Below are 24,431 nucleotides of genomic sequence, written 5' to 3' on the forward strand. Positions count from 1 at the left end.
TTCCGGCCACCCCCTAAGACTGAAGAGAATCTGAGGAGAATCGTGGCCGAGACCACTGTTGAGCAGCCGGTCGAAGAGACCGAGCTCGTCGACATCGACAGCTACACCACGGAGTCGGACGTCCCCGTCGAGGGCGAGTACACCTCCGAGTCCCTCGCGTCCCGCTTCGGCGACCCGCAGCCGGCCGCCGGCCTGGGCCGTCGCAAGAACGCCATCGCCCGCGTCCGGATCGTCCCGGGCACCGGCAAGTGGAAGATCAACGGTCGCACCCTTGAGGACTACTTCCCCAACAAGGTGCACCAGCAGGAAGTCAACGAGCCCTTCAAGGTTCTCGAACTCGAAGGTCGTTACGACGTCGTCGCCCGCATCGCCGGTGGCGGTGTCTCCGGTCAGGCCGGTGCGCTCCGTCTCGGTGTCGCCCGCGCGCTGAACGAGGCCGACGTCGACAACAACCGCGGCCCGCTCAAGAAGGCCGGCTTCCTCAAGCGCGACGACCGTGCGGTCGAGCGCAAGAAGGCCGGTCTCAAGAAGGCCCGCAAGGCCCCGCAGTACAGCAAGCGCTAATCACCAGCTGCCTGCACGTACTCCGAACGCCCCGGCGGCACGCCACATGTGCCGTCGGGGCGTTCGTTTATCCCAGCCAAGGGCGTATAACGACACAAGACGCTCAAAGGCTGGTGTGATCGAGTGACCAAGCGCCTGCCATCATTTCCTGGCAGCAAGGACGCTTCTTCAGGAGGACAAGTGGGACGACTCTTCGGCACGGACGGCGTGCGCGGTGTCGCCAACGCGGACCTGACCGCCGAAATGGCGCTCGGCCTGTCCGTCGCGGCGGCGCACGTGCTGGCCGAGGCGGGCACGTTCGAGGGCCACCGGCCGACGGCGGTCGTCGGACGGGATCCGCGTGCGTCCGGGGAGTTCCTGGAGGCGGCCGTGGTCGCCGGCCTGGCCAGCGCCGGCGTCGACGTCCTGACCGTGGGGGTCCTCCCGACGCCGGCCGTCGCGTTCCTGACCGGCGTGCTCGGCGCCGACCTCGGTGTCATGCTCTCCGCCAGCCACAACGCCATGCCCGACAACGGGATCAAGTTCTTCGCCCGCGGCGGCCACAAGCTCGCCGACGAGCTGGAGGACAGGATCGAGGCGGTGTACGAGTCCCACCGGCACGGCGAGCCCTGGGAGCGGCCCACCGGATCGGGCGTCGGCCGGATCCGGCCGTACGACGAGGGCTTCGAGCAGTACGTCGGCCATCTCCTCGGCGTGCTCCCGAACCGGCTCGACGGACTGAAGATCGTCCTGGACGAGGCGCACGGCGCGGCCGCGGGGGTCTCGCCGGAGGCGTTCCGCCGGGCCGGCGCCGAGCTCGTCACCATCGGCGCGGAGCCGGACGGTCTCAACATCAACGACGGCTGCGGGTCCACCCACCTCGGCAAGCTCAAGGCCGCGGTCGTCGAGCACGGGGCCGCCTTCGGCATCGCGCACGACGGGGACGCGGACCGGTGCCTGGCCGTCGACCACACCGGCGAGGAGGTCGACGGCGACCAGATCCTCGCGGTGCTCGCGCTCGCCATGCGGGAGCGGGGCGAGCTGCGCTCCGACACCGTCGTCGCCACCGTCATGTCCAACCTCGGCTTCAAGCTGGCGCTGGAGCGGGCGGGGCTGCACCTCGTGCAGACCGCGGTCGGTGACCGGTACGTGCTGGAGGAGATGAAGGAGCACGGCTACGCCCTCGGCGGCGAGCAGTCCGGCCACGTCATCATCCTCGACCACGCGACGACCGGCGACGGCACGCTGACCGGGCTGCTGCTGGCGGCGCGGGTCGCCGAGACCGGGCGGTCGCTGCGGGAGCTGGCGGGCGTGATGGAGCGGCTGCCGCAGGTGCTGATCAATGTGCCCGACGTGGACAGGTCGCGGGTGCGGACCTCGGCCGACCTTGCTGCCGCCGTCGCCGAGGCGGAGCGGGAGCTGGGGGAGACGGGCCGGGTCCTGCTTCGTCCCTCCGGGACCGAGCCGCTGGTGCGGGTGATGGTCGAGGCTGCTGACATCGAGCAGGCGCGGTCGGTGGCGGGGCGGCTGGCTGACGCCGTCAAGTCCGCGCTGGGGTAGTTCGTTTTTCCGGGTTCGGGGTGTCGGGGAGTGTGCGTTGCGGGCCGCGGGTTTCGTCGTGGCTGGGCGCGCAGTTCCCCGCGCCCCTAAGCTTGGTGACGCCGCTGCTTCCAGAAGAACTTCTGGGCGATGAGCGTCGCTGTGCCCGCCAGGATGATGCCCAGCAGGTTCAGCAGGAGTTGTTCTGCCGAACCCCACGCCTGCCGGTACTCCGTGAAGGCGAAGGCCACTGCCGCGTTCGCGGCTGCCGGGACCGTGGTCACCGAGATGGCCACGCCCACCAGGGCGCCGGACTTCGCCGAGGTCAGGGAGAGTATGCCGGCGATGCCGGCCAGCACCGCGACCACGAACGAGAAGGCGTCGGGGCGGTAGATGAAGTTGGTGTTCGGGCGTTCCGCCTCCAACTGCACCTTCGTGAACAGGCCGAGGCCGTCCATGAGGTAGGTGAACCCGACCGTCACGAGCATGGCTGCCGCGAAGCCGACCAGGAGCGCGGTCAGGGAGCGCAGCGCCAGGCGGGGGTGGCGTTGCACGAGCGCTGTGCAGATGCCGGCCAGCGGGCCGAACTCCGGGCCCACCGCCATCGCCCCCACGATCAGGATCGCGTTGTCCAGGACGACACCGCACGCCGCGATCATCGTGGCCAGGGTGATGAAGGCGAGGTAGGTGGCCGACAGCGTCGACTCCTCGTGGGTCGCCTCGGTCAGCCCCTCCCACAGCACCGCGTCCGCGCCCTCGCCGGGGGCCTCCGCCTCGGCCTTGTCGGCGCGTTGGGAGAGGCTCAGGTCGATGTCCTCGACGGCGATCGAGCCGGTACGGTCGAGGTCCAACGCCCGCAGCCCGCTGATGAGTTCGTCACCGGCCTCGCGGGCCACGTCGCACATCACCACGTCCCCGGCCGGATTGCGGGCAGCGCCCGGCAGCACGACCAGGTGGGCGGTGCCCACGGTCGTCTCGATCAGCCGGACCACTTCGTCCGTCAGTCCGGCCGGGGTGATCAGGCGCAGATGCAGCATGACGCCTTTTTAACAGGCCGCCTTTGACAGGCTTTGACAGGCCGCCTTTGACGGGCGCTCTAGAGCTTGCGGAGCCGCAGCCGCTGCACCTTGTGGTCCGGGCCCTTGCGGACGACGAGGGTGGCGCGGCCGCGGGTCGGGGCGATGTTCTCCACCAGGTTCGGCTTGTTGATGGTGCGCCAGAGGCCGCGGGCGTAGTCGACGGCCTCGTCCTCGGAGACCTGGGTGTACTTCCTGAAGTACGAGTCCGGGTTCTGGAAGGCGGTGGCGCGCAGCTTGCGGAAGCGGTTGAGGTACCAGCGTTCGATGTCCTCGGTGCTCGCGTCGACGTACACGCTGAAGTCGAAGTAGTCGGCGAGACCGACCCGGGTGCGGCCGTCCTGGCCGGGCAGGGCGGGCTGGAGGACGTTGAGGCCCTCGACGATCAGGATGTCCGGGCGGCGGACGGTGAGCTTCCGGTCCGGGACGATGTCGTAGATGAGGTGGGAGTAGACGGGGGCGGTGACCTCGTCCTTGCCGGCCTTGATGTCGGCGACGAAGCGGGTCAGGGCCCGGCGGTCGTACGACTCGGGGAAGCCCTTGCGGGACATCAGGCCGCGGGTTTCGAGCTCCTTGGTCGGGAGCAGGAAGCCGTCCGTGGTGACCAGCTCGACGCGGGGGTGCTCGGGCCAGCGGGAGAGCAGGGCCTGCAGGAGCCGGGCGACGGTGGACTTCCCGACGGCCACCGATCCGGCGACGCCTATGACGAACGGGGTGCCGGCCTGGGAGCCCTGCTCGCCCAGGAAGGTGTTCAGGGCGCTGCGCAGGCCGTCCGTGGCACCGACGTACAGGTTGAGCAGGCGGGACAGCGGGAGATAGATGTCCCGCACCTCGTCGAGGTCGATGACGTCGCCGAGTCCGCGCAGCTTCTCGACCTCCTCGGCGGTGAGCGGCAACGGCGTCTTGTCGCGCAGCGCGCTCCACTCGGAGCGGGTGAGGTCGACGTAGGGAGTCGCCTCCGGCCTGTGCCGGTGGGCGCTCCGGGGCATCGGGGAGACCGGAGAGATCACATTCCATTGTTAACGGAGTTTGAACGGGGTGGGAGGTGGGGTCGGTCACGTGGACGCCGTGGGCCCTCGGCCCGCGCTGTCCGGCGCGGCTCCGGGGGCGCCGCGCAGGGCGAGACTCCGGCCCGCCATCCGCGCGAGCGCCTTCGCGCGCGCGACAAAGATCTCCGGGTCGTCCATCCCGGCGGTCACCTGCGGCGGATAGATCTCGGAATCGACGTGACCGGGAAACAGGTCGCGCAGTGCGGTCAGGACATTCGTCTGATCCGGCTCCGGGAGTTCACCGACGAACACATGGCCCGATGCGGCACCCGCGGCGATGTCGCGCCTGGCCCGGTCGTCCGTCACATACCGGAGGACGAAGGCGGCCACGTCGTCGAAGAGGGCGGAGGTGGCGAACCAGTCGAGGTGCTCTCCCGGACCGTTCGACGGGAAGGACACGAGCTTTGTCATTGCTCTCCATTCCGGCCGGTCTCGAATGCCGGTTTAATTTCCGATTTCGGGCACGCTGCGCCGTGTTCGGGCGAGGGGCGGCACCTAGGCTGCCGCTCATGTGTGGAATCGTGGGATACGTGGGGGCGCAGTCTGCGCTCGATGTGGTGGTCGCCGGGCTCAAGCGGCTGGAGTACCGGGGGTACGACTCGGCGGGCGTCGCGGTGCTCGCGGACGGCGGGCTGGCCTCGGCGAAGAAGGCCGGGAAGCTCGTGAACCTGGAGAAGGAACTGACGGAGCGGCCGCTGCCGACGGGTGCCACCGGCATCGGGCACACCCGCTGGGCCACCCACGGCGGGCCGACGGACGCCAACGCGCATCCGCACCTCGACAACGCCGGCCGGGTCGCCGTCGTCCACAACGGGATCATCGAGAACTTCGCCGCGCTGCGGGGCGAACTGGCCGAGCGCGGCCACGACCTGGGCTCCGAGACGGACACCGAGGTGGTCGCGCACCTGCTCGCGGAGGAGTTCTCCGGCACCGCCGACCTCGCCGAGGCGATGCGGCTGGTGTGCCGGCGCCTGGAGGGCGCGTTCACGCTGGTCGCCGTGCACGCCGACGAGCCGGACGTGGTCGTCGGCGCGCGCCGGAACTCCCCGCTGGTGGTGGGCGTCGGAGAGGGCGAGGCCTTCCTCGCCTCGGACGTCGCCGCGTTCATCGCGCACACGCGGTCGGCGGTCGAGCTGGGCCAGGACCAGGTGGTGGAGCTGCGCCGGGACGGCGTGCGGGTGACGGGCTTCGACGGCGCCCCGGCGGACGTCCGCTCGTACCACGTCGACTGGGACGCGTCGGCGGCGGAGAAGGGCGGCTATGACTACTTCATGCTCAAGGAGATCGCCGAGCAGCCCAAGGCGGTCGCCGACACCCTCCTGGGCCGCATCGACGCGAACGGCTCGCTGACGCTCGACGAGGTCCGGATCAGCGCCGCCGAACTGCGCGAGGTCGACAAGGTCGTCATCGTCGCCTGCGGTACGGCCTTCCACGCCGGCCTGATCGCCAAGTACGCCATCGAGCACTGGACGCGCATCCCGTGCGAGGTGGAGCTGGCCAGCGAGTTCCGGTACCGGGACCCGATCCTGGACTCGCGTTCGCTGGTCATCGCCATCTCCCAGTCCGGCGAGACCATGGACACCCTGATGGCCCTCCGGCACGCCCGCGAGCAGGGCTCGAAGGTCCTCGCCATCTGCAACACCAACGGCTCCACGATCCCGCGCGAGTCGGACGCCGTGCTGTACACGCACGCCGGGCCGGAGGTCGCGGTCGCCTCCACGAAGGCGTTCCTGACCCAGCTGGTGGCCTGCTACCTGGTGGCGCTGTACCTCGGCCAGGTGCGGGGCACCAAGTGGGGCGACGAGATCAGCGCGGTGATCCGGGACCTGTCGCACATCTCCGGCGAGGTCGAGCGGGTCCTGGAGACCATGGAGCCGGTACGGGCGCTGGCCCGGTCGCTGGCGGACAAGAAGACCGTGCTGTTCCTCGGCAGGCACGTCGGCTACCCGGTCGCCCTCGAAGGCGCCCTGAAGCTCAAGGAGTTGGCGTACATGCACGCCGAGGGCTTCGCGGCGGGCGAGCTGAAGCACGGGCCGATCGCGCTGATCGAGGAGGACCTGCCGGTGGTGGTCGTGGTCCCGTCGCCGCGCGGCCGCTCGGTGCTGCACGACAAGATCGTGTCCAACATCCAGGAGATCCGGGCCCGGGGCGCCCGCACCATCGTCATCGCGGAGGAGGGCGACGAGGCGGTCGTACCGTACGCCGACCACCTGATCCGGATCCCCGCCACCCCGACCCTGCTCCAGCCGCTGGTCGCGACGGTCCCGCTGCAGGTCTTCGCCTGCGAACTGGCCACCGCCCGGGGCAACGAGGTGGACCAGCCGAGGAACCTCGCCAAGTCGGTGACGGTGGAGTAGCGGAGAGGAGAGCGGGCCCGTCCCGACGGGGACGGGCCGGGTGGGGGTCACAGCCGGGTGGCCGTGCGGACCAGGGCGGCGAGGGCCAGGGAGCGGCTGTGCGCGGGCCAGGCGATGTAGGTGACCACGGGCGGCGCGTCGGTCAGCGGGACGGCGGCGTGCTCGGCCCACAGCCAGGCGCGGGCCGAGTCGGGCAGGACGGTCACGGTGCGCCCGAGGGCGATCAGCTGGGCCAGCTGTGTCTGGTCGCGGATCTCCGGGCCCGGTCCTGGCGGGTACGTGCCGTGCCGGGGCCAGCGGGCGAGCGGCAGCCCGGGGATGTCGCCGACGTCGGCCAGGGACAGCGTCCGGTGCGCGGCGAGGGGGTGACCGGCGGGCAGGACGGCGATCTGCCCCTCGGTCGTCAGCTCCTCGCTGTCGAAACCGGCGAGGGAGTTGAACGGCGCGTGCATCAGCGCCACGTCGGCGCGGCCGTCGCGCAGCATTCCCTCCTGCTCGCACATGCCCGTCGGCAGCACCTCGATCTCGGCGGCGCCGGGCTCGGCCGCGTAGGCGTCGAGGAGCTTGTGCAGCAGTTCGTGGGACGCACCGGCCTTCACCGCCAGCACCAGGCGGTCGCGGGGGCCGTCCGGACGGTCGGCGCCACCGGCACGACGGGTGCGGCGGACGGCGGCGGTGGTCGCGTCGAGGGCCGCGCGGCCCTCGTGCAGCAGCACCTCCCCGGCGCCGGTCAGGGAGACACCGCGGCGGTCGCGGTCCAGCAGGCGGACGCCGAGGCGCCGTTCCAGCTGCTGGATCGCCCGGGACAGCGGGGGCTGCGCCATGCCGAGGCGCTCGGCGGCGCGGCCGAAGTGCAGCTCCTCGGCGACCGCCAGGAAGTACCTCAGCTCGCGGGTCTCCAAGGTGTCCATCGCCACAGCGTACGTCGGTGATACCCGACGGGTATGACAGGGCACTGCGGCGGTATTGGATGCGCGGCGGGTCCGCGCGTGACCATCGACGGCATGGACAACACACCCTCCGCTTCTCTGCCCGGCGGCACCTGGGCCCTCGGCGATCTGACCGTCACCCGTCTCGGCTACGGCGCCATGCAGCTCGCCGGCCCCGGGGTCATGGGCCCGCCCGCCGACCGCGACGGCGCGCTCGCCGTCCTGCGCGAGGCCGTCGCCCTCGGGATCACCCACATCGACACCGCGGGCGCGTACGGGCCGCGCGTCACCAACCGGCTGATCCACGAGGCGCTGCACCCGTACCCCGCACCGCTGCACGTCGTGACCAAGGTCGGCGCGGTCCGCGACGAGCAGGGCAACTGGATCCCCGCCCGGCGGCCCGAGGACCTGCGCCGTGCCGTCCGGGAGAACCTCGACGACCTCGGCCTCGACTCGCTCGACGTGGTCAACCTCCGGCTCGGCGACGCCCAGGGGTTCCGGCCCGGCTCGCTCGCCGAGCCCTTCGAGGCCCTCGCCGAACTCCGGCGGCAGGGCCTGGTCCGGCACCTCGGAGTGAGCAACGTGACGCCGGAACAGGTCGCCGAGGCGCAGACGATCGCGCCGGTCGTGTGCGTGCAGAACATGTACAACCTCGCCCACCGCCAGGACGACGAGCTGGTCGACGACCTCGCCGCCCAGGGCATCGCCTACGTGCCCTTCTTCCCGCTGGGCGGCTTCACCCCGCTGCAGTCCACGGCACTGTCCGCCGTGGCCGCCCGGCTGGACGCGACGCCGATGTCGGTCGCCCTGGCCTGGCTGCTGCGCCGGTCGCCGAACATCCTGCTCATTCCCGGCACCTCGTCGGTGGCGCACCTGCGCGAGAACATCACGGGCGCGGGACTCGCGCTCTCCGACGAGGACCTCGTGGAGTTGGAGAAGATCGGCCGCTGAGCGCCCCGTGAGGGGCGCGGGGCCGTATCCGATATGCGGCTGCCGCCGCGCGGGCGCGACCAGCCACGACGGTGCAGCAGTCGGCAGATTGCGGCACTTCCTGCGGAGCGCTCAGCGGTCACGGGCGGGCACTTGCGGGGCGCAACCCGGACTGTGCCGGTTTGACGGGTCGTAAGGTGCTCCGGTGAGCATCATCGGAGTGGGTATCGACGTCGCCGAGATCGACCGGTTCCGGGAGTCGCTGGAGCGGACTCCGGGGCTGGCCGGGCGGCTCTTCGTCGAGCGGGAGTTGTTCCTGCCGAGCGGGGAGCGGCGCGGTGTCGCCTCGCTCGCGGCGCGGTTCGCGGCCAAGGAGGCGCTGGCCAAGGCGCTCGGCGCGCCGCCGGGGCTGCTCTGGACGGACGCGGAGGTCGTCGTCGAGGACAACGGGCGGCCGCGCCTGCAGGTGAAGGGGAGCGTGGCCGCCTGCGCCGCGGAACTCGGCGTGCGGTCCTGGCATGTGTCGCTCAGTCACGACGCCGGAGTGGCGTCGGCGGTGGTGATCGCCGAGGGGTGAGCGGGGCGAGCGGGGTGACCCGGGCGGGGTGGGGCGGATGCGCGTCCCGCCGGTTCCGGGGGAGACTCGGGGCATGCGGACTGCTTACAGCGTGGAGACGGTACGGGCGGCCGAGCGGGAGCTGATGGCGCGGCTGCCGGAAGGGGCGCTGATGCAGCGGGCCGTCGCCGGGCTGGCCGCCGCCTGCGCGGACCTGCTCGGACGGGTGTACGGCAGCCGGGTGGTGCTGCTGGTCGGCAGCGGGGACAACGGCGGGGACGCGCTGTACGCCGGGGCGCGGCTGGCGCGGCGAGGGGCGGGGGTCGCGGCGGTGCTGCTCGCGCCGGAGCGTGTGCACGGGGGTGGGCTGGCGGCGCTGCGCCGGGCCGGGGGGACCGTCGTACGCGACGGTGGCGCCGAGGAGTTGATCCTGCGGGCCGATCTCGTCGTCGACGGGATCGTGGGGATCGGCGGGAAGGGCGGGCTGCGGCCCGAGGCGGCGCAACTGGCGGCGGTCGTGGCGCGGTCGCACGCCGCCGTCGTCGCCGTGGACCTGCCGAGCGGGGTGGAGGCGGACACCGGCGAGGTGCGGGGGGCCGCCGTACGGGCGGATCTGACCGTGACCTTCGGGACGCACAAGCCGGGACTGCTGATCGATCCGGCGCGGGAGTACGCCGGTTCGGTACGGCTGGTCGACATCGGCCTCGAACTGCCCGCGGCGGCCGAGCTGGAGGCGCTGCAGGACGTGGACGTGGCACGGCTGCTGCCGGAGCCGTCGGCGGAGAGCGACAAGTACCGGCGGGGGGTGGTGGGCATCGTCGCCGGCTCGGCGCGTTATCCGGGGGCCGCGGTGCTGGCCGTCGCGGGGGCGTTGCGGGGCGGGGCCGGGGCCGTGCGGTACGTCGGGCCGGCCAAGGACGAGGTGCTGGCCCGCTTTCCCGAGACGCTGGTGTCGGACGGGGGGCCGCGGAAGGCCGGGCGGGTGCAGGCCTGGGTGGCCGGGCCGGGGGTCGGGGACGACGCCGACGCCGTCGCCGAGGCGCTGGAGGCGGACGTGCCGGTGCTGATCGACGCGGACGGGCTGCGGCACGCCGACCGGGACGCGGTGCGCGGTCGTACGGCGCCGACCCTGATGACGCCGCATGCCGGGGAGGCGGCGGCCCTGTTGGGGGTACGGCGGGAGGAGGTCGAGGCCGGGCGGCTCGCGGCGGTGCGGGAGCTGGCGGCGGCCTATGGGGCGACGGTGCTGCTGAAGGGGTCGACGACGCTGGTGGCGGAGGCGCAGGGAGGGGCGCCGGTCCGGGTGAACGCGACGGGGACGCCCTGGCTCGCCACCGCCGGGAGCGGGGATGTGCTGTCGGGGCTGGCGGGGTCGTTGCTGGCGTCGGGGCTGGACGGGAGGGACGCGGGGAGTGTGGCGGCGTATCTGCACGGGCTCGCGGGGCGGTTCGCGGCGGAGGGGGCGCCGACCGTAGCTCACGCCGTCGCTGATGAGTTGCCGTCGGCCTGGCGAGGCGTCTTCCCACCCGCCTACCCGTCTCGGTAGGCCGGGCTCGCGCCGTCACGGGGCTTCGCCCCGGGCCCCGGGGGGGGGGTGTGTGGTTCGGGTGCGGGTGGGTGGGGGCTGGTCGCGCAGTTCCCCGCGCCCCTTACGGGGCGCTGTCGCGAGCCTCCTGACGGGGCGCTGCACTTACGTGGGTGCCCTGCATCCCCCGGGTGACCTCGCCGCGCGGCTTCGTGGAATCGGGGGGTCTGCGGGGTTGTCTGATCGCATGATCAGTGGACGAATCGTGTGCAGGCGGGGTGGTCCTGCGCGGCGTGCCGCGGGGACCCTCGTGGCCGCCGTGGCCGTTCTCTCGCTCGGTGCCGGAACGGGGGTCGCGGACACCGGCGCGCCCGAACCGACCTCCGCCGTGCCCGAGTCGGACCTGGTGCCGGGGGTCGCGCCCGGACCCTCGCAGCCCTGGCAGATCGACACCCCCGACCAGGTGCTGGCGCCCAAGGTGTACACGCCCAGCGCCAAGGAGGACGCCGTCGAGCCGAAGGCGGCGGCGCCGGGGACGTACGACCTCATCGAGTACGTGCCGCTCAGCGACGCCGTCTCCAAGGTGAGCTGCTCGAAGCTGACCGGGCCGTACCAGAAGCAGATCGAGCAGTGGCTGAAGCTGAAGGCGGACGGGAAGCAGTCCACCGCCGACTGCAAGGCCATCCAGAAGTTCCAGAAGCAGTACAAGATCAAGCCGGCGATCGGGTTCGCGGGGCCCGTGACCTGGTACCAGATGATGCTGCTCTCGGCGAAGAAGAACCCCAACGCCAAGAAGAACTGCCCGGTGAAGTCGTACCGGGTCACCTGTGTCGATCTCAACCGGCAGGTCACCTGGGTGCAGAAGGGCAGCAAGGTGGTCTACGGGCCCGTGCAGATGCGGAGCGGGAGGAAGGGGTACGCGACCCGGGCGGGATGGCACACCGTCTACTGGCGGCACAAGAACCACTGGTCGACGCTCTACAACTCGCCCATGCCGTACGCCCAGTTCTTCGACGGCGGACAGGCCTTCCACGCCGTCTACGGCTCCATCTACACCACCATCGGCTCCTGGGGCTGCGTGAACCTCAGGCTCGGCGACGCGAAGAAGCTGTGGAGCGTGCTGAAGAAGGGCGACAAGGTGTACGTGTGGGGCCACCGGACCGGCACCTGAGCCCGGTACCCGATTCCGGTACCAGGGGCTGTGCCGAAGGGCTGTCCGAGGCCTCTGAGACACTGGGGGCGCGATGAGTGATACACCGACTGCGCTGACTGCACCGACGGCGCCCCTGCGCGCCCGCGCCGAGATCGATCTGGCCGCCCTGCGGGCCAACGCGCGGACCCTGCGTGCCCTCGCGCCGGACGCGGCCCTGATGGCCGTGGTGAAGTCCGACGCGTACGGCCACGGGGCCCTGCGGTGCGCCCGCGCGGCCGTCGAGGCCGGCGCGAGCTGGCTCGGTACGGCCACCCCCGAGGAGGCCCTGGCGCTGCGCGCGGACCCCGGGCTGCCGGCGGACGTGCGGATCATGTGCTGGCTGTGGACCCCGGGCGGGCCCTGGCGGGAGGCGATCGAGGCCGACCTCGACGTGTCGGTGAGCGGGATGTGGGCCCTGCGGGAGGTGACCGAGGCGGCCGGGCAGGCCGGTCGTCCCGCGCGCGTGCAGCTGAAGGCCGACACCGGGCTCGGGCGCAACGGCTGTCAGCCCGCCGACTGGCCCGAGCTGGTCCGCGAGGCGCTGCGCGCCGAGGCGGCGGGGCTGGTCCGGATCACCGGACTGTGGTCGCACTTCGCCTGCGCCGACGAGCCCGGCCACCCCTCCGTCGCCGCCCAGCTCACCCTCTTCCGCGAGCTGCTCGGGTACGCCGAGGAGCAGGGCGTGCGCCCCGAGGTGCGGCACATCGCCAACTCGCCGGCCACCCTCACCCTCCCCGAGACCCACTTCGACCTGGTCCGCACGGGCATCGCGCTGTACGGCCTCTCGCCCAGCCCCGAGCTGGGCAGCGCGGCCGACTTCGGCCTGCGCCCCGTGATGACGCTGTCCGCCTCCCTCGCCCTGGTGAAGCACGTACCGGGCGGGCACGGGGTCAGCTATGGCCACCACTACGTCACGCCCGGCGAGACCACCCTCGGACTGGTCCCCGTCGGCTACGCGGACGGCATCCCGCGCCACGCGTCCGGTACCGGGCCCGTGCTGGTCGGCGGCAAGTGGCGGACGGCCGCCGGGCGCATCGCCATGGACCAGTTCGTCGTGGACCTGGGTGGCGACGAGCCCGAAGTCGGTGCGGAGGCCGTGCTGTTCGGTCCGGGCGACCGGGGCGAGCCCACCGCCGAGGACTGGGCCCAGGCCGCGGGCACGATCGCATACGAAATCGTCACCCGCATCGGAACCCGGGTTCCCCGCGTCTATGTGAACGAGGAACCGAGTGGGCAAGAACCAGGGGACGGCGCCTGACCCTCGGGGTTCGACGGCGGCACAACCCGGTTACACCTGTAACAGCAGTAACACCGGCAACAGCCATGACGCCGGTATCACCCGTGTCACCGAAGCAGCGAACTGCAGTACGGCGAAGAGGAGCGGTACGTGAGCGAGAGCAGTGCGGAGGCCGTAGCGGACGCCGCCGCGGCGGCCGTCGTCGCCTCGGCCACGGGGACGGCCGCCGGCAGCTGGCGCAAGGTGACGGGCGTCGCCGGAGCCGCCATAGGAGTGCTCGCCGCCGGTGCGGCAGCCGGGGTCGCCGTGGAGCGGATGACCGTCGGCCGCGGGATGCGCCGCAAGGCCCGCCTCGCGCTGGACTCCGCGGGCCCGTACGGCACCCTGCGCGGTACGCCCGGCAAGGCGTACGCCGACGACGGCACCGAGCTGTACTACGAGGTCGACGAGGTGGTGCCCGACCTCGGTCCCGCCGTCTCGCCGCGCCGCCGTCGGCTCTTCGGCCGCAAGGCGCCCGCGCCCGTCACCGTCGTCTTCAGCCACGGCTACTGCCTCAACCAGGACTCCTGGCACTTCCAGCGGGCGGCCCTGCGCGGGGTCGTCCGCACCGTGCACTGGGACCAGCGCAGCCACGGCCGCTCCGGGCGGGGCGTCGCCCAGCACGAGGACGGCGTGGAGCTCACCATCGACCAGCTGGGCCGGGACCTGAAGGCCGTCCTGGACGCGGCCGTGCCGGAGGGGCCGATCGTGCTGGTCGGGCACTCCATGGGCGGCATGACCGTGATGGCGCTGGCCGCGCAGTATCCCGAGCTGATCCGGGACCGGGTGGTCGCCACCGCCTTCGTCGGTACGTCGTCCGGGCGGCTCGGCGAGGTCAACTTCGGGCTGCCGATGGCCGGCGTCAACGCGGTGCGCCGGGTGCTGCCCGGGGTGCTGAAGGCCCTGGGGACGCAGGCCGCGCTGGTGGAGAAGGGGCGGCGGGTCACCGCCGATCTCTTCGCCGGGATCATCAAGCGGTACTCGTTCGCGTCCAAGGACGTCGACCCGGCCGTGGAGCGGTTCGCGGAGCGGATGATCGAGTCGACGCCGATCGACGTGGTCGCCGAGTTCTACCCGGCCTTCGTCGACCACGACAAGACGGCCGCGCTCGCCTACTTCCAGAACCTGCCGGTGCTGGTGCTGGCCGGGGTCCAGGATCTCGTCACGCCCAGCGAGCACAGCGAGGTCATCGCCGACCTGCTGCCCGACGCCGAACTGGTGCTCGTCCCGGACGCCGGGCACCTCGTCATGCTGGAACACCCGGAAGTGGTCACCGACCGCCTCGCCGACCTGCTCACCCGCGCGGGTGCCGTGCCGGCAGGGGCTACGGTAAGTGGCTATGGAAGCACCAGCAGCACGGCACAGCCAGGCTGAGACCGAGTTGATCGTCACCTCCCCCGAGCAGATGGGGGAGCTGGGCCGCCGACTGGCGAAGTTGCTGCGCGCCGGTGACCTCGTGATGCTCAGCGGGGAGCTCGGCGCCGGCAAGACGACGCTGGCCCGGGGACTGGGCGAGGGGCTCGGTGTGCGCGGGGCCGTCACGTCGCCGACGTTCGTCATCGCCCGCGTGCATCCGTCCCTGGGGGGCGGGCCGCCGCTCGTCCACGTCGACGCGTACCGCCTGGGCGGCGGGCTCGACGAGATGGAGGACCTGGACCTCGACGTCTCGCTGCCCGAGTCCGTGGTCGTCGTGGAGTGGGGCGACGGCAAGGTCGAGGAGCTGACCGACGACCGGCTCATGGTCCGGATCCACCGGGCGGTCGGGGACACCACGGACGAGGTGCGGCACGTGACTCTGGCGGGGCTGGGGGAGCGGTGGGGCACGGTGGATCTCGGGGTGCTGTCGGCCTGAGGACCGTGTGAACGTTCCGACAAGGCGTCGGCAAGATATTGCGCCGGACGTATCGGGCGTGGTCACATGGTATCCAGTGAGTGGTTAGGTCTACCTAACTACGTCCGCCCCCGCACCTCAGGAGGCGCCCGTGTCCGTGTCCCAGTCCGAGGAGCGGCGACCGGTTGTGGTCGCCGGGGTCCCCGGGGTCTCCATGCGTGAGCTGCTGGCGTCGTGCGCGTGCGCCGACGCGGTGTCCCGGCCGCCGAGAGCGCCGGTTTCGGCAGCGCCCCTCAGGGGCGCGGGGAACTGCGCGACCAGCCACGACGGCGCGGCAGCCGACGGATCGCAGCAGTTGCGGCGGAGCGCCTAGGCCGGTTCGGCCGGTGGGTCCGTGCGGGCCGGTGGGGGCTGGTCACGCCCACGCGGCGGTAGCCGCAAATCAAACACAGCCCCGCGCCCCTTCGGGGCGCTCCGCTCAGCGGATCACGATCACCTTCACGCCGATCGTCGCGAAGTTCCACATCGCCGTGCCGTCCGGGCGGGTCTCGCGGATGCCGCCTGTCTTCACCGTGGGGTCGGGCGGCGCGGCGGGGCGTTGCGCGGTGACCGCGCTGAAGCCGATGGCCGAGCCGTCCTTCGTGGTGGCGAAGCGGACCACGTGCTCGATGGGGAGGCCGTCCGTGCCCGTGATCGCCTTCGAGCGGGACGTCACCCAGTAGGCGCCCGTGGTCGGGTCGATGGTGCCGGGGTTCACCTTGAAGGTGCGCTCGACGCGGCCCCGCTCGTTGACGAGCCAGACCCGGTCGTCGTCCACCGAGTACACCACCCGTTCACCCGTGCCGGAACTGTTCGGCAGGGCGGTGGGGTGGCGGTGGTCCCGGGGGGCCTTGGAGGCCGGCGCGCCGGGCGCGGGGCTCGCCCCCGGCCTGCCGCCGAGGCCGGGCGGGACGGTGGCCGAGGCCTGGTAGGCGAGGAAACCGACCACCCCGACGGCGGCCGCGGTGAGGCCGGCCACGACTCCCGAGCTGGTCCCTGCCACGTGCGCCACCTCTGCCTGCCGTAGAGCCGTACGGCGAGCCTCAGGGGGGACCTCGCCGTATATGTCGTACTTCGTACAGACCGTAGCAGCCAGTGACCGTCGGTCCCCGGCGGCCGTGCTCGCGGCGCCGGAGCCGTAGGCTGTTCGCGTGCTCTTGCTCGCTCTGGATACCGCCACCCCCGCCGTCACCGTCGCCCTGCACGACGGTTCGGCCGTCATCGCCTCGTCGAGCCAGGTGGACGCGCGCCGGCACGGCGAGCTGCTGCTGCCGGCCGTCGACCGCGTCCTCGCCGAGGCGGGGGTCAGGCTGGACGCCGTCACCGGGATCGTCACAGGCATCGGTCCCGGCCCCTACACCGGCCTGCGGGTCGGTCTGATGACCGCGGACACCTTCGGGCTCGCGCTCGGCGTGCCCGTCCACGGCCTGTGCACGCTCGACGGGCTCGCCTACGCGGCCGACATCGAGAAGGGCCCGTTCGTCGTCGCGACCGACGCCCGCCGCAAAGAGGTCTACTGGGCGGTGTACGAGGACTCGCGCACCCGGCGCACGGATCCCGCGGTGGACCGGCCCGCCGACATCGCCGAGCAGGTGGCCGGGCTGCCGGCCGTCGGCGCCGGGGCGCTGCTCTACCCCGGCACCTTCCCGGTCGCGCACGAGCCCGAGCACGTCTCCGCCGCGGCCCTGGCGTCGCTGGCCGCCGAGAAGCTGGCCGCCGGGGAGGAGCTGCCCGAGCCCCGGCCGCTGTACCTGCGCCGGCCGGACGCCCAGGTGCCCAGGAACTACAAGGTGGTCACACCCAAGTGACCGCACAGCTGCGCGAGATGCGCTGGTGGGACATCGACCCGGTCCTTGAGCTCGAGAAGGACCTGTTCCCCGAGGACGCCTGGTCGCGGGGGATGTTCTGGTCCGAACTGGCGCACGCCAGGGGCCCCGAGGCGACCCGCCGGTACCTGGTGGCCCTGGAGGACGACCGGGTCGTCGGGTACGGGGGGCTCGCCGCCCAGGGCGGCACCGCCTCCGACACCGGTGCCGCCGCGGTGGGCGACATCCAGACCATCGCCGTACGCCGTGACCAGTGGGGCACCGGGCTCGGCGGGGAGCTGCTCACCGAGCTGCTGCGGGCCGCGACCGCCTTCGAGTGCGCCGAGGTCCTGCTCGAATGCCGGGTCGACAACATCCGCGCCCAGAAGCTCTACGAGCGGTTCGGCTTCGAGCCCATCGGGTTCAGACGCGGCTACTACCAGCCGGGGAACGTGGACGCCCTGGTGATGCGCCTGACGACCGGGCAGCCCGGCAGTGGCTCCGCCACCGGGCCCACCTCCGAAGAAGGAACCGAGACCAATGGCTGACGAACCCCTGGTGCTGGGGATCGAGACCTCCTGCGACGAGACCGGCGTCGGCATCGTCCGGGGCACCACCCTGCTGGCCGACGCCGTCGCCTCGTCCGTCGACGAGCACGCCCGCTTCGGCGGGGTCGTCCCCGAGGTGGCGTCCAGGGCGCACCTGGAGGCGATGGTCCCGACCATCGAGCGGGCCCTGAAGGACGCCGGGGTGAGCGCCAGGGACCTCGACGGCATCGCGGTCACGGCAGGACCCGGCCTGGCCGGCGCGCTGCTGGTCGGCGTCTCGGCGGCGAAGGCGTACGCGTACGCGCTGGGCAAGCCGCTCTACGGCGTCAACCACCTCGCCTCCCACATCTGCGTCGACCAGCTGGAACACGGTCCGCTGCCCGAGCCGACGATGGCCCTGCTGGTCTCCGGCGGCCACTCCTCGCTGCTGCTCTCCTCGGACATCACCTCCGACGTACGGCCGCTCGGCGCGACCATCGACGACGCGGCCGGCGAGGCCTTCGACAAGATCGCGCGCGTGCTGAACCTGGGCTTCCCGGGCGGCCCGGTCATCGACCGGTACGCGAAGGAGGGCGACCCCTCGGCGATCGCCTTCCCGCGCGGCCTCACCGGCCCGCGCGACCCGGCGTACGACTTCTCCTTCTCGGGTCTCAAGACGGCGGTGGCCCGCTGGATCGAGGCCAAGCGGGCGGCCGGCGAGGAGGTCCCGGTCCGCGACGTGTCCGCCTCCTTCCAGGAGGCGGTCGTGGACGTCCTGACCCGCAAGGCCGTCCGGGCCTGCCGTGACGAGGGCGTCGACCACCTGATGATCGGCGGCGGGGTCGCCGCCAACTCGCGGCTGCGCGCCCTCGCGCAGGAGCGCTGCGAGGCGGCCGGCATCCGGCTCCGGGTGCCGCGCATGAAGTTGTGCACGGACAACGGCGCGATGGTCGCCGCGCTCGGCGCGGAGATGGTCGCCCGCAACCGGACGCCGTCCGGCTGGGACCTCTCGGCGGACAGCTCCCTCCCGGTGACGGACCCGCACGTCCCCGGCACCCACCACCACGACCATGTGCACGAGGTCAGCAAGGAGAACCTCTACTCTTGACCGCTTCCCTCCGAGGAGGGAATTCCTGGCTCAGGCTGCCTCTTGAAGCGGCGCTCCAAGAGGTCTTACGCCATCGGCACCAGCCGGGTTCAGACCTGCCCGGACGAGCATTACGCGAGCGGAGTTCTTGTCTCTGTACGTATATCGGGCGTGTATGACCTCGGTAGCCTTCGTCGGCGTCTCCATAATGCCAAGATGACGCCATGATTCGCTTTTCTCTCCGATTCCCCGAAGAAGTGCACGAACGGGTGACAGCGGGGGCAGTAGTCGCCCTCGGCGGTGCCAGGCCAGCCCGGCAAATGCCTGAGCGATTCGAGTCGCAGGGAGGAAGTCGATGACGGTCGCCTTGATGTGGGAGGCGCGGGCGGTGCAGGGCCGGGGCGCCGAACTCCTGGCGTGGGCGCGAGAGCAGAAGCTCGTGGGGGAGCCGGTACGCCGGGAGTCCTTCCGGGCGCCGCAGGACCGGGTGTTGGTGATCACGTGGTGGGAGTCGTCGTACGACGACCCGGAACTCCCCGAACTCCCGGATCCGCCAGCTGACTTGGTCACCCGCCCGGTGCACCGCTGGCGTTTCGACTCGGTCGGGGAGGGCTAGCCGGCGGAGGTCAGCTGAAGGCGCCGACGTTGTCGAGGGCCCACTGCCGGAACGTCCTGGCCGGAGCACCGGTGATCCGGGTGACCGTGTCACGTACGGCGAGCAGTTCCTCGTTCACGTCGCCGCCCGTGATGTCCAGGACCGCCGCCGCGGCCTCGTCGCCCAGGAACGCGGCCATGTCGCGGTGGGCCTCCGCCCGGCCGACGCGTGTGAACGGCACGTCCCGTCCCACCGCCTGCGCGAGGGCTTCGAGCTGCTGACGGGTAGTGATCCGCTCCGGCCCGGTCAGCGCGTAGGTCTGTCCCAGGTGGCCGGTCCCGGCCAGCGCGGCACGGGCGACCGAAGCGATGTCCGCGGGGTGGACGGTGGGCAGACCGACGTCCGCGTAGGGCACTCGTACCGGCCGGCGGTTTCGTATCGTCTGCGCCCACCACAGGGCGTTGGAGGCGAACTGCGTCGGCCGCAGGATCGTCCACGCCATCCCGCTCCCCTTCAGGAGCCGCTCCACGGCCAGGTTCTCGCGGGCCGGGCCCAGGTGGGGGTGGGTCTGGACGGTGACGGACGACACCAGCACCACATGCTCGACCCCGGCCCTGCGGGCGGCGTCCAGGATGTCGGCGTCCAATCCGATGCGTGACACCAGGAAGAGCGCACGCACTCCCTCGAACGCGGGCTCCAGCGAGGCCGGTCGGCTCAGGTCGCCCTCGACGACTTCCACGCCGGAGGGGACACCGGCCTTCTCGGGCGCACGGCTGAGACCCCTGAGCGGTTCGGCATGCGATGCCCGGAGTTCCTTCAGCAGAGCGCTTCCGATGTTTCCGGTGGCGCCGGTCACGAGGATCATGCGACAGGACGCTAGGACCTCGACCGGACTTGAGGTCAACGATGGACAACGGGATTCGAACGCCATCACCCTGAGTGCATGAACGGTGGCGTTGAGGTGAACGGTGAGCCCGAGTCGTCGGACAGCATGAAGACCTTCGGAGCGTTCGTGCAGGGGCTGCGGGAGCATGCGGGGCTGAGCCGGGAGGAGTTCGGGGCGAGGGTCCACATGTCCAAGCACTCCGTGGCTTCGATCGAGCTGGGGAGGCGGCTGGCGGACCAGGGTTTCGTGGACGCGGCGGAGGGGGTGCTGGGGAACACGGGTGCGTTGCGGAAGGCGTTCGGGCGGGTGGTGCGGCAGCCGGGGTTCGCGGTGTGGTTCCGGAAGTGGGCCGCGTTGGAACAGGAGGCGGTGAGCCTGGCCACGTATGAATGCCGTCTGGTTCCGGGGCTGTTGCAGTCCGAGCCGTACGCGCGCGTGGTGTTCGGCAACCGCATTCCGCCGTTGTCGGATGAGCAGGTGGAGGCGCAAGCGGTGGCTCGTATGGAGCGGCAGCACTTGCTGCACGAGCGTCCCAACACGTCGTTCAGTTTCGTCATGGACGAGCACGTCGTGCGGCGGCGACTGGGTGGGGACGAAGTTGCACTTGCGCAACTGGACCACATGCTCGGATACGCCCAACTGCGCAACGTCGAGATCCAGGTCATGCCACTGGACTGCCAGGCGCACGCGGGGCTGGACGGCCCGTTGGCCTTGTTGGAGACTCCGGACGGAAGGCGCCTGGCCTACTCAGAGGGGCAGGAGACCGGTCGCCTGGTGGCAGACCCGAAAGAGGCGGCCGTCCTGCATCGCAGGTATGCGACACTGCGCTCGCAGGCCCTCAGCCCTCTGGATTCCGTGTGCCTGCTGGAGCGCATCAGAGGAGAGCTATGAGCACCAATGAGCTGGCGTGGTTCAAGTCCAGCTACAGCGGCACCGCAGGCGACAACTGCCTTGAAGTCGCCTTGGCCTGGCGCAAGTCCACCTACAGCGGCACCGAGGGCGACAACTGCATAGAAGTAGCCGTAGCCCCCGCCACCATCCACATCCGCGACTCCAAGGACCGCGTCCGCCCCCACCTCGCCCTCGCCCCCGCCGCCTGGGCCCCCTTTGTCGCGCACGCGGCGGACGCGGTCTGACGGTCAGTCCAGTTCCGTCTCGCAGCGCAGGACCCGGTCCGGGCCCAACCGGCGGACCGGGCCGGTCAGTTGGAGGCGGGTCACCGCTCGGGCCTCCGCGCTCGACGCCGCCACCCGCAGTTCCAGGGCCCCCGGCTCCACCACCCGCGCCCCCTCCCGGTCCGTGAACGCCGACAGGTCCGCGTGGAAGTGGAAGGTCACCCTTCTCGAGGCGCCCGGAGCCAGCTCCACCCGCTGGTAGCCGATCAGGCGGACGTCCGGGCGGGTCACCGAGGCCACCGGGTCGTGGAGGTAGAGCTGCACGACCTCGGTGCCCGCGCGGTCGCCCGTGTTGCGGACGGCCACCGTCACGTCGTACGAGCCGTCCGTGCCGATCTCCGCCGTGTCCGGTGAGACGAGGTCCCACGCGAACGTCGTGTACGAGCGGCCGGCGCCGAAGGCGTACAGCGGGGTCGGGTCCAGGTTGCTGACCTCGCCCGCGAGGCCCAGCGGGGGCTGGAGGTAGGTCCAGGGCTGGCCGCCCGGCACGCGAGGGACGCTGACCGGGAGGCGGCCCGACGGGTTGACGCGGCCCGACAGCACTCCCGCCACCGCCGGGCCGCCCTCCTCCCCGGGGAAGAACGCCTGCACCACCGCGCCGAGCCGGCCCTGCCAGCGGCCCAGTGCGTAGGGGCGCCCGGTGAGGAGGACGAGGACCACCGGGACGCCCGTCGTGAGCAGCGCGTCCAGCAGGTCGGCCTGGACACCCGGCAGTTCCAGGTCTGTCACGTCGCAGCCCTCGCCGGACGTGCCCCGGCCGAACAGGCCCGCGCGGTCGCCGAGCACCGCCACGCACACGTCCGCCTCGGCGGCCCGGGCCACCGCCTCCTCGAAGCCGGAGGTGTCGGGGTCCGAGACGTCGCAGCCCTCGGCGAACGTGACCTTCGCGTCCGGGAGTTCGGTGCGGAGGGAGTCGAGGACGGTGGGGATGGCGATGCCCAGGTCGACCTCGGGGTGGTGGGTCAGGACGTGGGACGGGAAGGAGTAGCAGCCGAGCATCGCGAGGGCGTCCGCGGCGCGCGGGCCCACCACCGCCATGCGGGTGCCGGGGGCGAGGGGGAGTACGCCGTCCGGGTTGTCCAGGAGGACCACGGACTCCTCGGCCAGGCGGCGGGCCAGCGCGCGGTTCGCCGCCGAGTCGAGGTCGACCGGGCCCTCCTGCGCGGGCTCCGGGGTCCAGTCCTCGTCCAGCATCCCCAGTTCGCACTTCTGGAGCAGGACCCGGCGGGCCGCGCGGTCGACCAGTGACTCCGGGACCGTGCCTGCCCTGACCGCTGCCACCAGCGGACGGCCGTAGCACTTCAGCGTCGGCAGCTCGACGTCGATGCCCGCCTCAAGGGCGAGACGGGCCGCCTCCGCCTCCGTGTCGGCGACGCGGTGGAGGGTCTGGAGGAAGCCGATGCCGAAGTAGTCGGCGACGACCGTGCCGTCGAAGTCCCAGTCGCCGCGGAGGAGTTCGGTCAGGAGGCGGGGGTCGGCGGACGCGGGGACGCCGTCCGTCTCGTTGTACGCCGCCATCACCGAGCGGGCCCCGCCCTCGCGCAGCGCCATCTCGAACGGCGGGAGGGTGACGTCCGCCAGCTCCCGCACGCCCGCCCGGACCGGCGCCTGGTTGCGGGCACCGGCGGAGGAGGCATAGCCCGCGAAGTGCTTGAGCGTGGCGATGACCCCGGCCGACTCCAGGCCCCGGACGTACGCGGAGCCGACCGTGCCGACCAGGTACGGGTCCTCGCCGATCGTCTCCTCGACCCGCCCCCAGCGCGGGTCGCGGACCACGTCCAGGACGGGGGCCAGGCCCTGGTGGACGCCGACCGAGCGGAGGTCGCGGCCGATGCGCCGGCCCAGCTCCTCGACCAGCGGCGGGTCGAAGGCGGCTCCCCAGGCGAGCGGGACCGGGTAGGCCGTCGCCTGCCAGGCGGTGAAGCCGGCCAGGCACTCCTCGTGGGCGATCGCCGGAATGCCGAAGCGGCCGGCCGCGGTGATGCGGCGCTGGGCGCGGGCCAGCGCCCGCGCGCCCAGCGCCGGGTCCACCGGGGCGGTGCCGAAGGAGCGGGTCAGCTGGCCGAGCCCCAGGGTGATCAGCTCGTCCCACTCGTAGTCGGCGGTCATCTCGCGTTGCAGCGGGGCGACCCCGTCGCCGTCCGTGGCGGCGCCCACCCACACCCCGTACAGCTGGGCGGTCTTCTCCTCCAGCGTCATCCGGGTGAGCAGGTCGTCGACGCGGGTGGCGGCGGGCAGTGCGGGGTCGCGCCAAGGAGCGGTGGTCATGAAACTCCCGTCTCTGCTCTCTGCGGGGCTCTCTGCGGGCTTCTCTGCTACGAACGCTGCTACGAATGTTTCGTACTACACACCGAATGTTCCGGGAACCTATGGCGCGCGAAGGTCTTCGTCAAGGGGGAGCGCGGGGATACGATCGCGGGCATGACGCCTCCGAAGCCCGCAGAACCGCAGACGGCGACGCTCGCCGAAATCGCCCGTGAGGCCGGCGTGTCCGCTCCGACTGTTTCGAAGGTCCTGAACGGGCGTGCCGACGTCGCCCCGGCGACCCGTACCCGGGTCGAGGAGCTGCTGCGCGCCTACGGCTACCGGCGGCGCCGCGCCGAGGCCTCCCGGTCGCCGCTGATCGACCTGGTCTTCCACGAGCTGGAGAGCGCGTGGGCGATGGAGGTCATCCGGGGGGTGGAGAACGTGGCGAGGGACGCCGGGCTGAGTGTGGTGCTCAGTGAGTCCGCCGGGCGGCTGACTCCCGGGCGGACCTGGGCGGACCAGGTGGCGGCCCGCCGCCCGCACGGGGTGGTGCTGGTGCTGTCGGGTCTTGACGAGTCGCAGCGGGCGCTGCTGCTGAGCCGGTCCATCCCGTTCGTTGTGATGGACCCGGCGGGGGACCCGGGGCCGGACGTGCCGTCGATCGGGGCGACGAACTGGCAGGGCGGGCTGGCCGCCACCCGGCACCTGGTGGAGCTGGGGCACCGGCGCATCGGGGCGATCAGCGGGCCGTCCCGGATGATGTGCAGCCGGGCCCGGGTGGACGGCTACCGGGCCGCGCTGGAGACCGCCGGACTGCCGGTGGACCCGGCCCTGATCAAGGCCGGCGACTTCCACCACGACGCCGGCTACCGGCTCGGCCTGGACCTGCTGCGCATGCCCGACCGGCCCACCGCGATCTTCACCGGCAACGACCTCCAGGCGCTCGGGCTCTACGAGGCCGCGCGTGAGCTGGGGCTGCGCATCCCGGAGGACGTGAGCGTCGTCGGGTTCGACGATCTGCCGCTGGCCCGCTGGGTGGGGCCGCCGCTGACGACCGTACGGCAGCCGCTGACCGAGATGGCCGAGGCGGCGGCGCGGCTGGTCCTCGAGATGGGGCGGGCGGAGGAGGCGACGACCGCGACCCGGGTGGAGCTGGCGACCAGCCTGGTGGTGCGCAGCAGCACGGCAGCGCCCACGGCTCCGTGAGGCTCCGTGAGGTTCCGTGAGGGGAGTGGCCGGATGTTGACGTATTGACGGGTGGTGCGGG

At 72.1% G+C, this 24,431-nt stretch carries 25 protein-coding genes and 1 pseudogene; 18 read left to right on the plus strand and 8 right to left on the minus strand.

Features of this window, described 5'->3' with window-relative positions:
- The first annotated feature begins 42 nt into the window (after nt 1-42).
- A complete protein-coding gene (gene rpsI / locus ABZ887_RS05105; protein ID WP_351714120.1) occupies nt 43-564 on the plus strand; it encodes a 30S ribosomal protein S9 in 522 nt (173 codons plus the stop codon).
- Between the two features lie 180 nt (nt 565-744).
- Nucleotides 745-2,103 carry a phosphoglucosamine mutase gene (gene glmM, locus ABZ887_RS05110; RefSeq protein ID WP_361282999.1) on the plus strand — a complete coding sequence of 453 codons (1,359 nt, stop codon included), beginning with the start codon at nt 745-747 and terminating at the stop codon, nt 2,101-2,103.
- Nucleotides 2,104-2,189: 86 nt separating this feature from the next.
- Here glmM and ABZ887_RS05115 read toward each other — a convergent pair whose 3' ends face one another.
- Genes ABZ887_RS05115 through ABZ887_RS05125 form a run of 3 tightly spaced genes read right to left on the minus strand, consistent with a single transcriptional unit; the run spans nt 2,190 to nt 4,618 of the window.
- Nucleotides 2,190-3,119 carry a DUF389 domain-containing protein gene (locus tag ABZ887_RS05115; protein ID WP_361283001.1) on the minus strand — a complete coding sequence of 310 codons (930 nt, stop codon included), beginning with the start codon at nt 3,117-3,119 and terminating at the stop codon, nt 2,190-2,192.
- 59 nt (nt 3,120-3,178) lie between these two features.
- A complete protein-coding gene (coaA, locus tag ABZ887_RS05120) occupies nt 3,179-4,168 on the minus strand; it encodes a type I pantothenate kinase (RefSeq protein WP_361283003.1) in 990 nt (329 codons plus the stop codon).
- Nucleotides 4,169-4,213: 45 nt separating this feature from the next.
- Nucleotides 4,214-4,618 (minus strand): hypothetical protein, encoded by a 405-nt coding sequence (locus tag ABZ887_RS05125; protein ID WP_361283005.1) that lies wholly within the window; start codon nt 4,616-4,618, stop codon nt 4,214-4,216.
- A 98-nt stretch (nt 4,619-4,716) separates the two neighbouring features.
- Here ABZ887_RS05125 and glmS point away from each other — a divergent pair, with 98 nt between their 5' ends.
- Entirely contained in the window at nt 4,717-6,564 is a 1,848-nt protein-coding gene (gene glmS / locus ABZ887_RS05130; protein WP_361283007.1) for a glutamine--fructose-6-phosphate transaminase (isomerizing), read from the plus strand.
- A gap of 47 nt (nt 6,565-6,611) precedes the next feature.
- Here the strand turns inward: glmS and ABZ887_RS05135 are convergent, their stop codons facing one another.
- Nucleotides 6,612-7,475, minus strand: a complete 864-nt coding sequence (locus ABZ887_RS05135) for a LysR family transcriptional regulator (protein ID WP_361283009.1) — start codon at nt 7,473-7,475, stop codon at nt 6,612-6,614.
- A 93-nt stretch (nt 7,476-7,568) separates the two neighbouring features.
- Here ABZ887_RS05135 and ABZ887_RS05140 point away from each other — a divergent pair, with 93 nt between their 5' ends.
- The 8 genes from ABZ887_RS05140 to ABZ887_RS05175 all read left to right on the plus strand — a co-directional run bounded on the left by ABZ887_RS05140 (nt 7,569) and on the right by ABZ887_RS05175 (nt 15,176).
- Nucleotides 7,569-8,444 carry an aldo/keto reductase family oxidoreductase gene (locus ABZ887_RS05140; RefSeq protein ID WP_361283011.1) on the plus strand — a complete coding sequence of 292 codons (876 nt, stop codon included), beginning with the start codon at nt 7,569-7,571 and terminating at the stop codon, nt 8,442-8,444.
- A gap of 184 nt (nt 8,445-8,628) precedes the next feature.
- Complete coding sequence (locus ABZ887_RS05145) at nt 8,629-9,000, plus strand: holo-ACP synthase (protein WP_089099408.1); 372 nt, start codon at nt 8,629-8,631, stop codon at nt 8,998-9,000.
- 73 nt (nt 9,001-9,073) lie between these two features.
- Nucleotides 9,074-10,525 carry an NAD(P)H-hydrate dehydratase gene (locus ABZ887_RS05150; RefSeq protein WP_361283013.1) on the plus strand — a complete coding sequence of 484 codons (1,452 nt, stop codon included), beginning with the start codon at nt 9,074-9,076 and terminating at the stop codon, nt 10,523-10,525.
- A 226-nt stretch (nt 10,526-10,751) separates the two neighbouring features.
- The gene (locus tag ABZ887_RS05155) at nt 10,752-11,675 is read left to right on the plus strand and encodes a L,D-transpeptidase family protein (protein WP_361283015.1); all 924 of its coding nucleotides are present in this window, start codon (nt 10,752-10,754) and stop codon (nt 11,673-11,675) included.
- Between the two features lie 73 nt (nt 11,676-11,748).
- Nucleotides 11,749-12,954, plus strand: a complete 1,206-nt coding sequence (gene alr / locus ABZ887_RS05160; protein ID WP_361283017.1) for an alanine racemase — start codon at nt 11,749-11,751, stop codon at nt 12,952-12,954.
- Nucleotides 12,955-13,083: 129 nt separating this feature from the next.
- Nucleotides 13,084-14,346 carry an alpha/beta hydrolase gene (locus tag ABZ887_RS05165; RefSeq protein WP_361283019.1) on the plus strand — a complete coding sequence of 421 codons (1,263 nt, stop codon included), beginning with the start codon at nt 13,084-13,086 and terminating at the stop codon, nt 14,344-14,346.
- Nucleotides 14,312-14,824, plus strand: a complete 513-nt coding sequence (tsaE, locus tag ABZ887_RS05170; protein WP_361283021.1) for a tRNA (adenosine(37)-N6)-threonylcarbamoyltransferase complex ATPase subunit type 1 TsaE — start codon at nt 14,312-14,314, stop codon at nt 14,822-14,824. The genes ABZ887_RS05165 and tsaE overlap by 35 nt, the downstream gene beginning before the upstream one ends.
- Before the next feature lie 130 nt (nt 14,825-14,954).
- Entirely contained in the window at nt 14,955-15,176 is a 222-nt protein-coding gene (locus ABZ887_RS05175; protein ID WP_361283023.1) for a hypothetical protein, read from the plus strand.
- Between the two features lie 105 nt (nt 15,177-15,281).
- Here ABZ887_RS05175 and ABZ887_RS05180 read toward each other — a convergent pair whose 3' ends face one another.
- Nucleotides 15,282-15,845 (minus strand): hypothetical protein, encoded by a 564-nt coding sequence (locus ABZ887_RS05180; protein ID WP_361283025.1) that lies wholly within the window; start codon nt 15,843-15,845, stop codon nt 15,282-15,284.
- A 148-nt stretch (nt 15,846-15,993) separates the two neighbouring features.
- Between ABZ887_RS05180 and tsaB the strand changes: the two genes are divergently transcribed.
- From tsaB to tsaD, 3 genes are read left to right on the plus strand one after another with little or no spacing between them, the layout of a single operon-like run.
- Complete coding sequence (tsaB, locus tag ABZ887_RS05185; protein WP_361283027.1) at nt 15,994-16,650, plus strand: tRNA (adenosine(37)-N6)-threonylcarbamoyltransferase complex dimerization subunit type 1 TsaB; 657 nt, start codon at nt 15,994-15,996, stop codon at nt 16,648-16,650.
- Between the two features lie 17 nt (nt 16,651-16,667).
- Complete coding sequence (rimI, locus tag ABZ887_RS05190) at nt 16,668-17,195, plus strand: ribosomal protein S18-alanine N-acetyltransferase (RefSeq protein ID WP_361283365.1); 528 nt, start codon at nt 16,668-16,670, stop codon at nt 17,193-17,195.
- Entirely contained in the window at nt 17,188-18,282 is a 1,095-nt protein-coding gene (gene tsaD, locus ABZ887_RS05195) for a tRNA (adenosine(37)-N6)-threonylcarbamoyltransferase complex transferase subunit TsaD (protein WP_361283029.1), read from the plus strand. Before rimI ends, tsaD begins: the two co-directional genes overlap by 8 nt.
- Nucleotides 18,283-18,312: 30 nt before the next feature.
- Here the strand turns inward: tsaD and ABZ887_RS05200 are convergent.
- Nucleotides 18,313-18,417 (minus strand): annotated as a pseudogene (locus ABZ887_RS05200) (RNA-guided endonuclease TnpB family protein); the annotation flags it as partial.
- A 199-nt stretch (nt 18,418-18,616) separates the two neighbouring features.
- On the opposite strand from ABZ887_RS05200, the gene ABZ887_RS05205 reads away from it, so the two are divergent.
- Nucleotides 18,617-18,877, plus strand: a complete 261-nt coding sequence (locus ABZ887_RS05205) for a hypothetical protein (RefSeq protein WP_361283031.1) — start codon at nt 18,617-18,619, stop codon at nt 18,875-18,877.
- A gap of 10 nt (nt 18,878-18,887) precedes the next feature.
- On the opposite strand, the gene ABZ887_RS05210 is transcribed toward ABZ887_RS05205, so the two are convergent.
- Nucleotides 18,888-19,721 carry an NAD(P)H-binding protein gene (locus tag ABZ887_RS05210; RefSeq protein ID WP_361283033.1) on the minus strand — a complete coding sequence of 278 codons (834 nt, stop codon included), beginning with the start codon at nt 19,719-19,721 and terminating at the stop codon, nt 18,888-18,890.
- Nucleotides 19,722-19,799: 78 nt separating this feature from the next.
- Here ABZ887_RS05210 and ABZ887_RS05215 point away from each other — a divergent pair, with 78 nt between their 5' ends.
- Both ABZ887_RS05215 and ABZ887_RS05220 read left to right on the plus strand, forming a co-directional pair.
- The gene (locus tag ABZ887_RS05215; RefSeq protein ID WP_361283035.1) at nt 19,800-20,633 is read left to right on the plus strand and encodes a helix-turn-helix transcriptional regulator; all 834 of its coding nucleotides are present in this window, start codon (nt 19,800-19,802) and stop codon (nt 20,631-20,633) included.
- Nucleotides 20,630-20,878, plus strand: coding sequence for a DUF397 domain-containing protein (locus tag ABZ887_RS05220; RefSeq protein ID WP_361283037.1), 249 nt, complete (start codon nt 20,630-20,632; stop codon nt 20,876-20,878). The genes ABZ887_RS05215 and ABZ887_RS05220 overlap by 4 nt, the downstream gene beginning before the upstream one ends.
- Nucleotides 20,879-20,881: 3 nt before the next feature.
- Here the strand turns inward: ABZ887_RS05220 and ABZ887_RS05225 are convergent, their stop codons facing one another.
- The gene (locus ABZ887_RS05225; RefSeq protein ID WP_361283039.1) at nt 20,882-23,185 is read right to left on the minus strand and encodes a glycoside hydrolase family 3 N-terminal domain-containing protein; all 2,304 of its coding nucleotides are present in this window, start codon (nt 23,183-23,185) and stop codon (nt 20,882-20,884) included.
- Nucleotides 23,186-23,338: 153 nt separating this feature from the next.
- Between ABZ887_RS05225 and ABZ887_RS05230 the strand changes: the two genes are divergently transcribed.
- Nucleotides 23,339-24,370, plus strand: a complete 1,032-nt coding sequence (locus ABZ887_RS05230) for a LacI family DNA-binding transcriptional regulator (protein ID WP_361283041.1) — start codon at nt 23,339-23,341, stop codon at nt 24,368-24,370.
- The last annotated feature ends 61 nt before the right edge of the window (nt 24,371-24,431 follow it).

This window comes from Streptomyces sp. NPDC047061 (genome assembly GCF_040643955.1).
GTDB lineage: Bacteria > Actinomycetota > Actinomycetes > Streptomycetales > Streptomycetaceae > Streptomyces.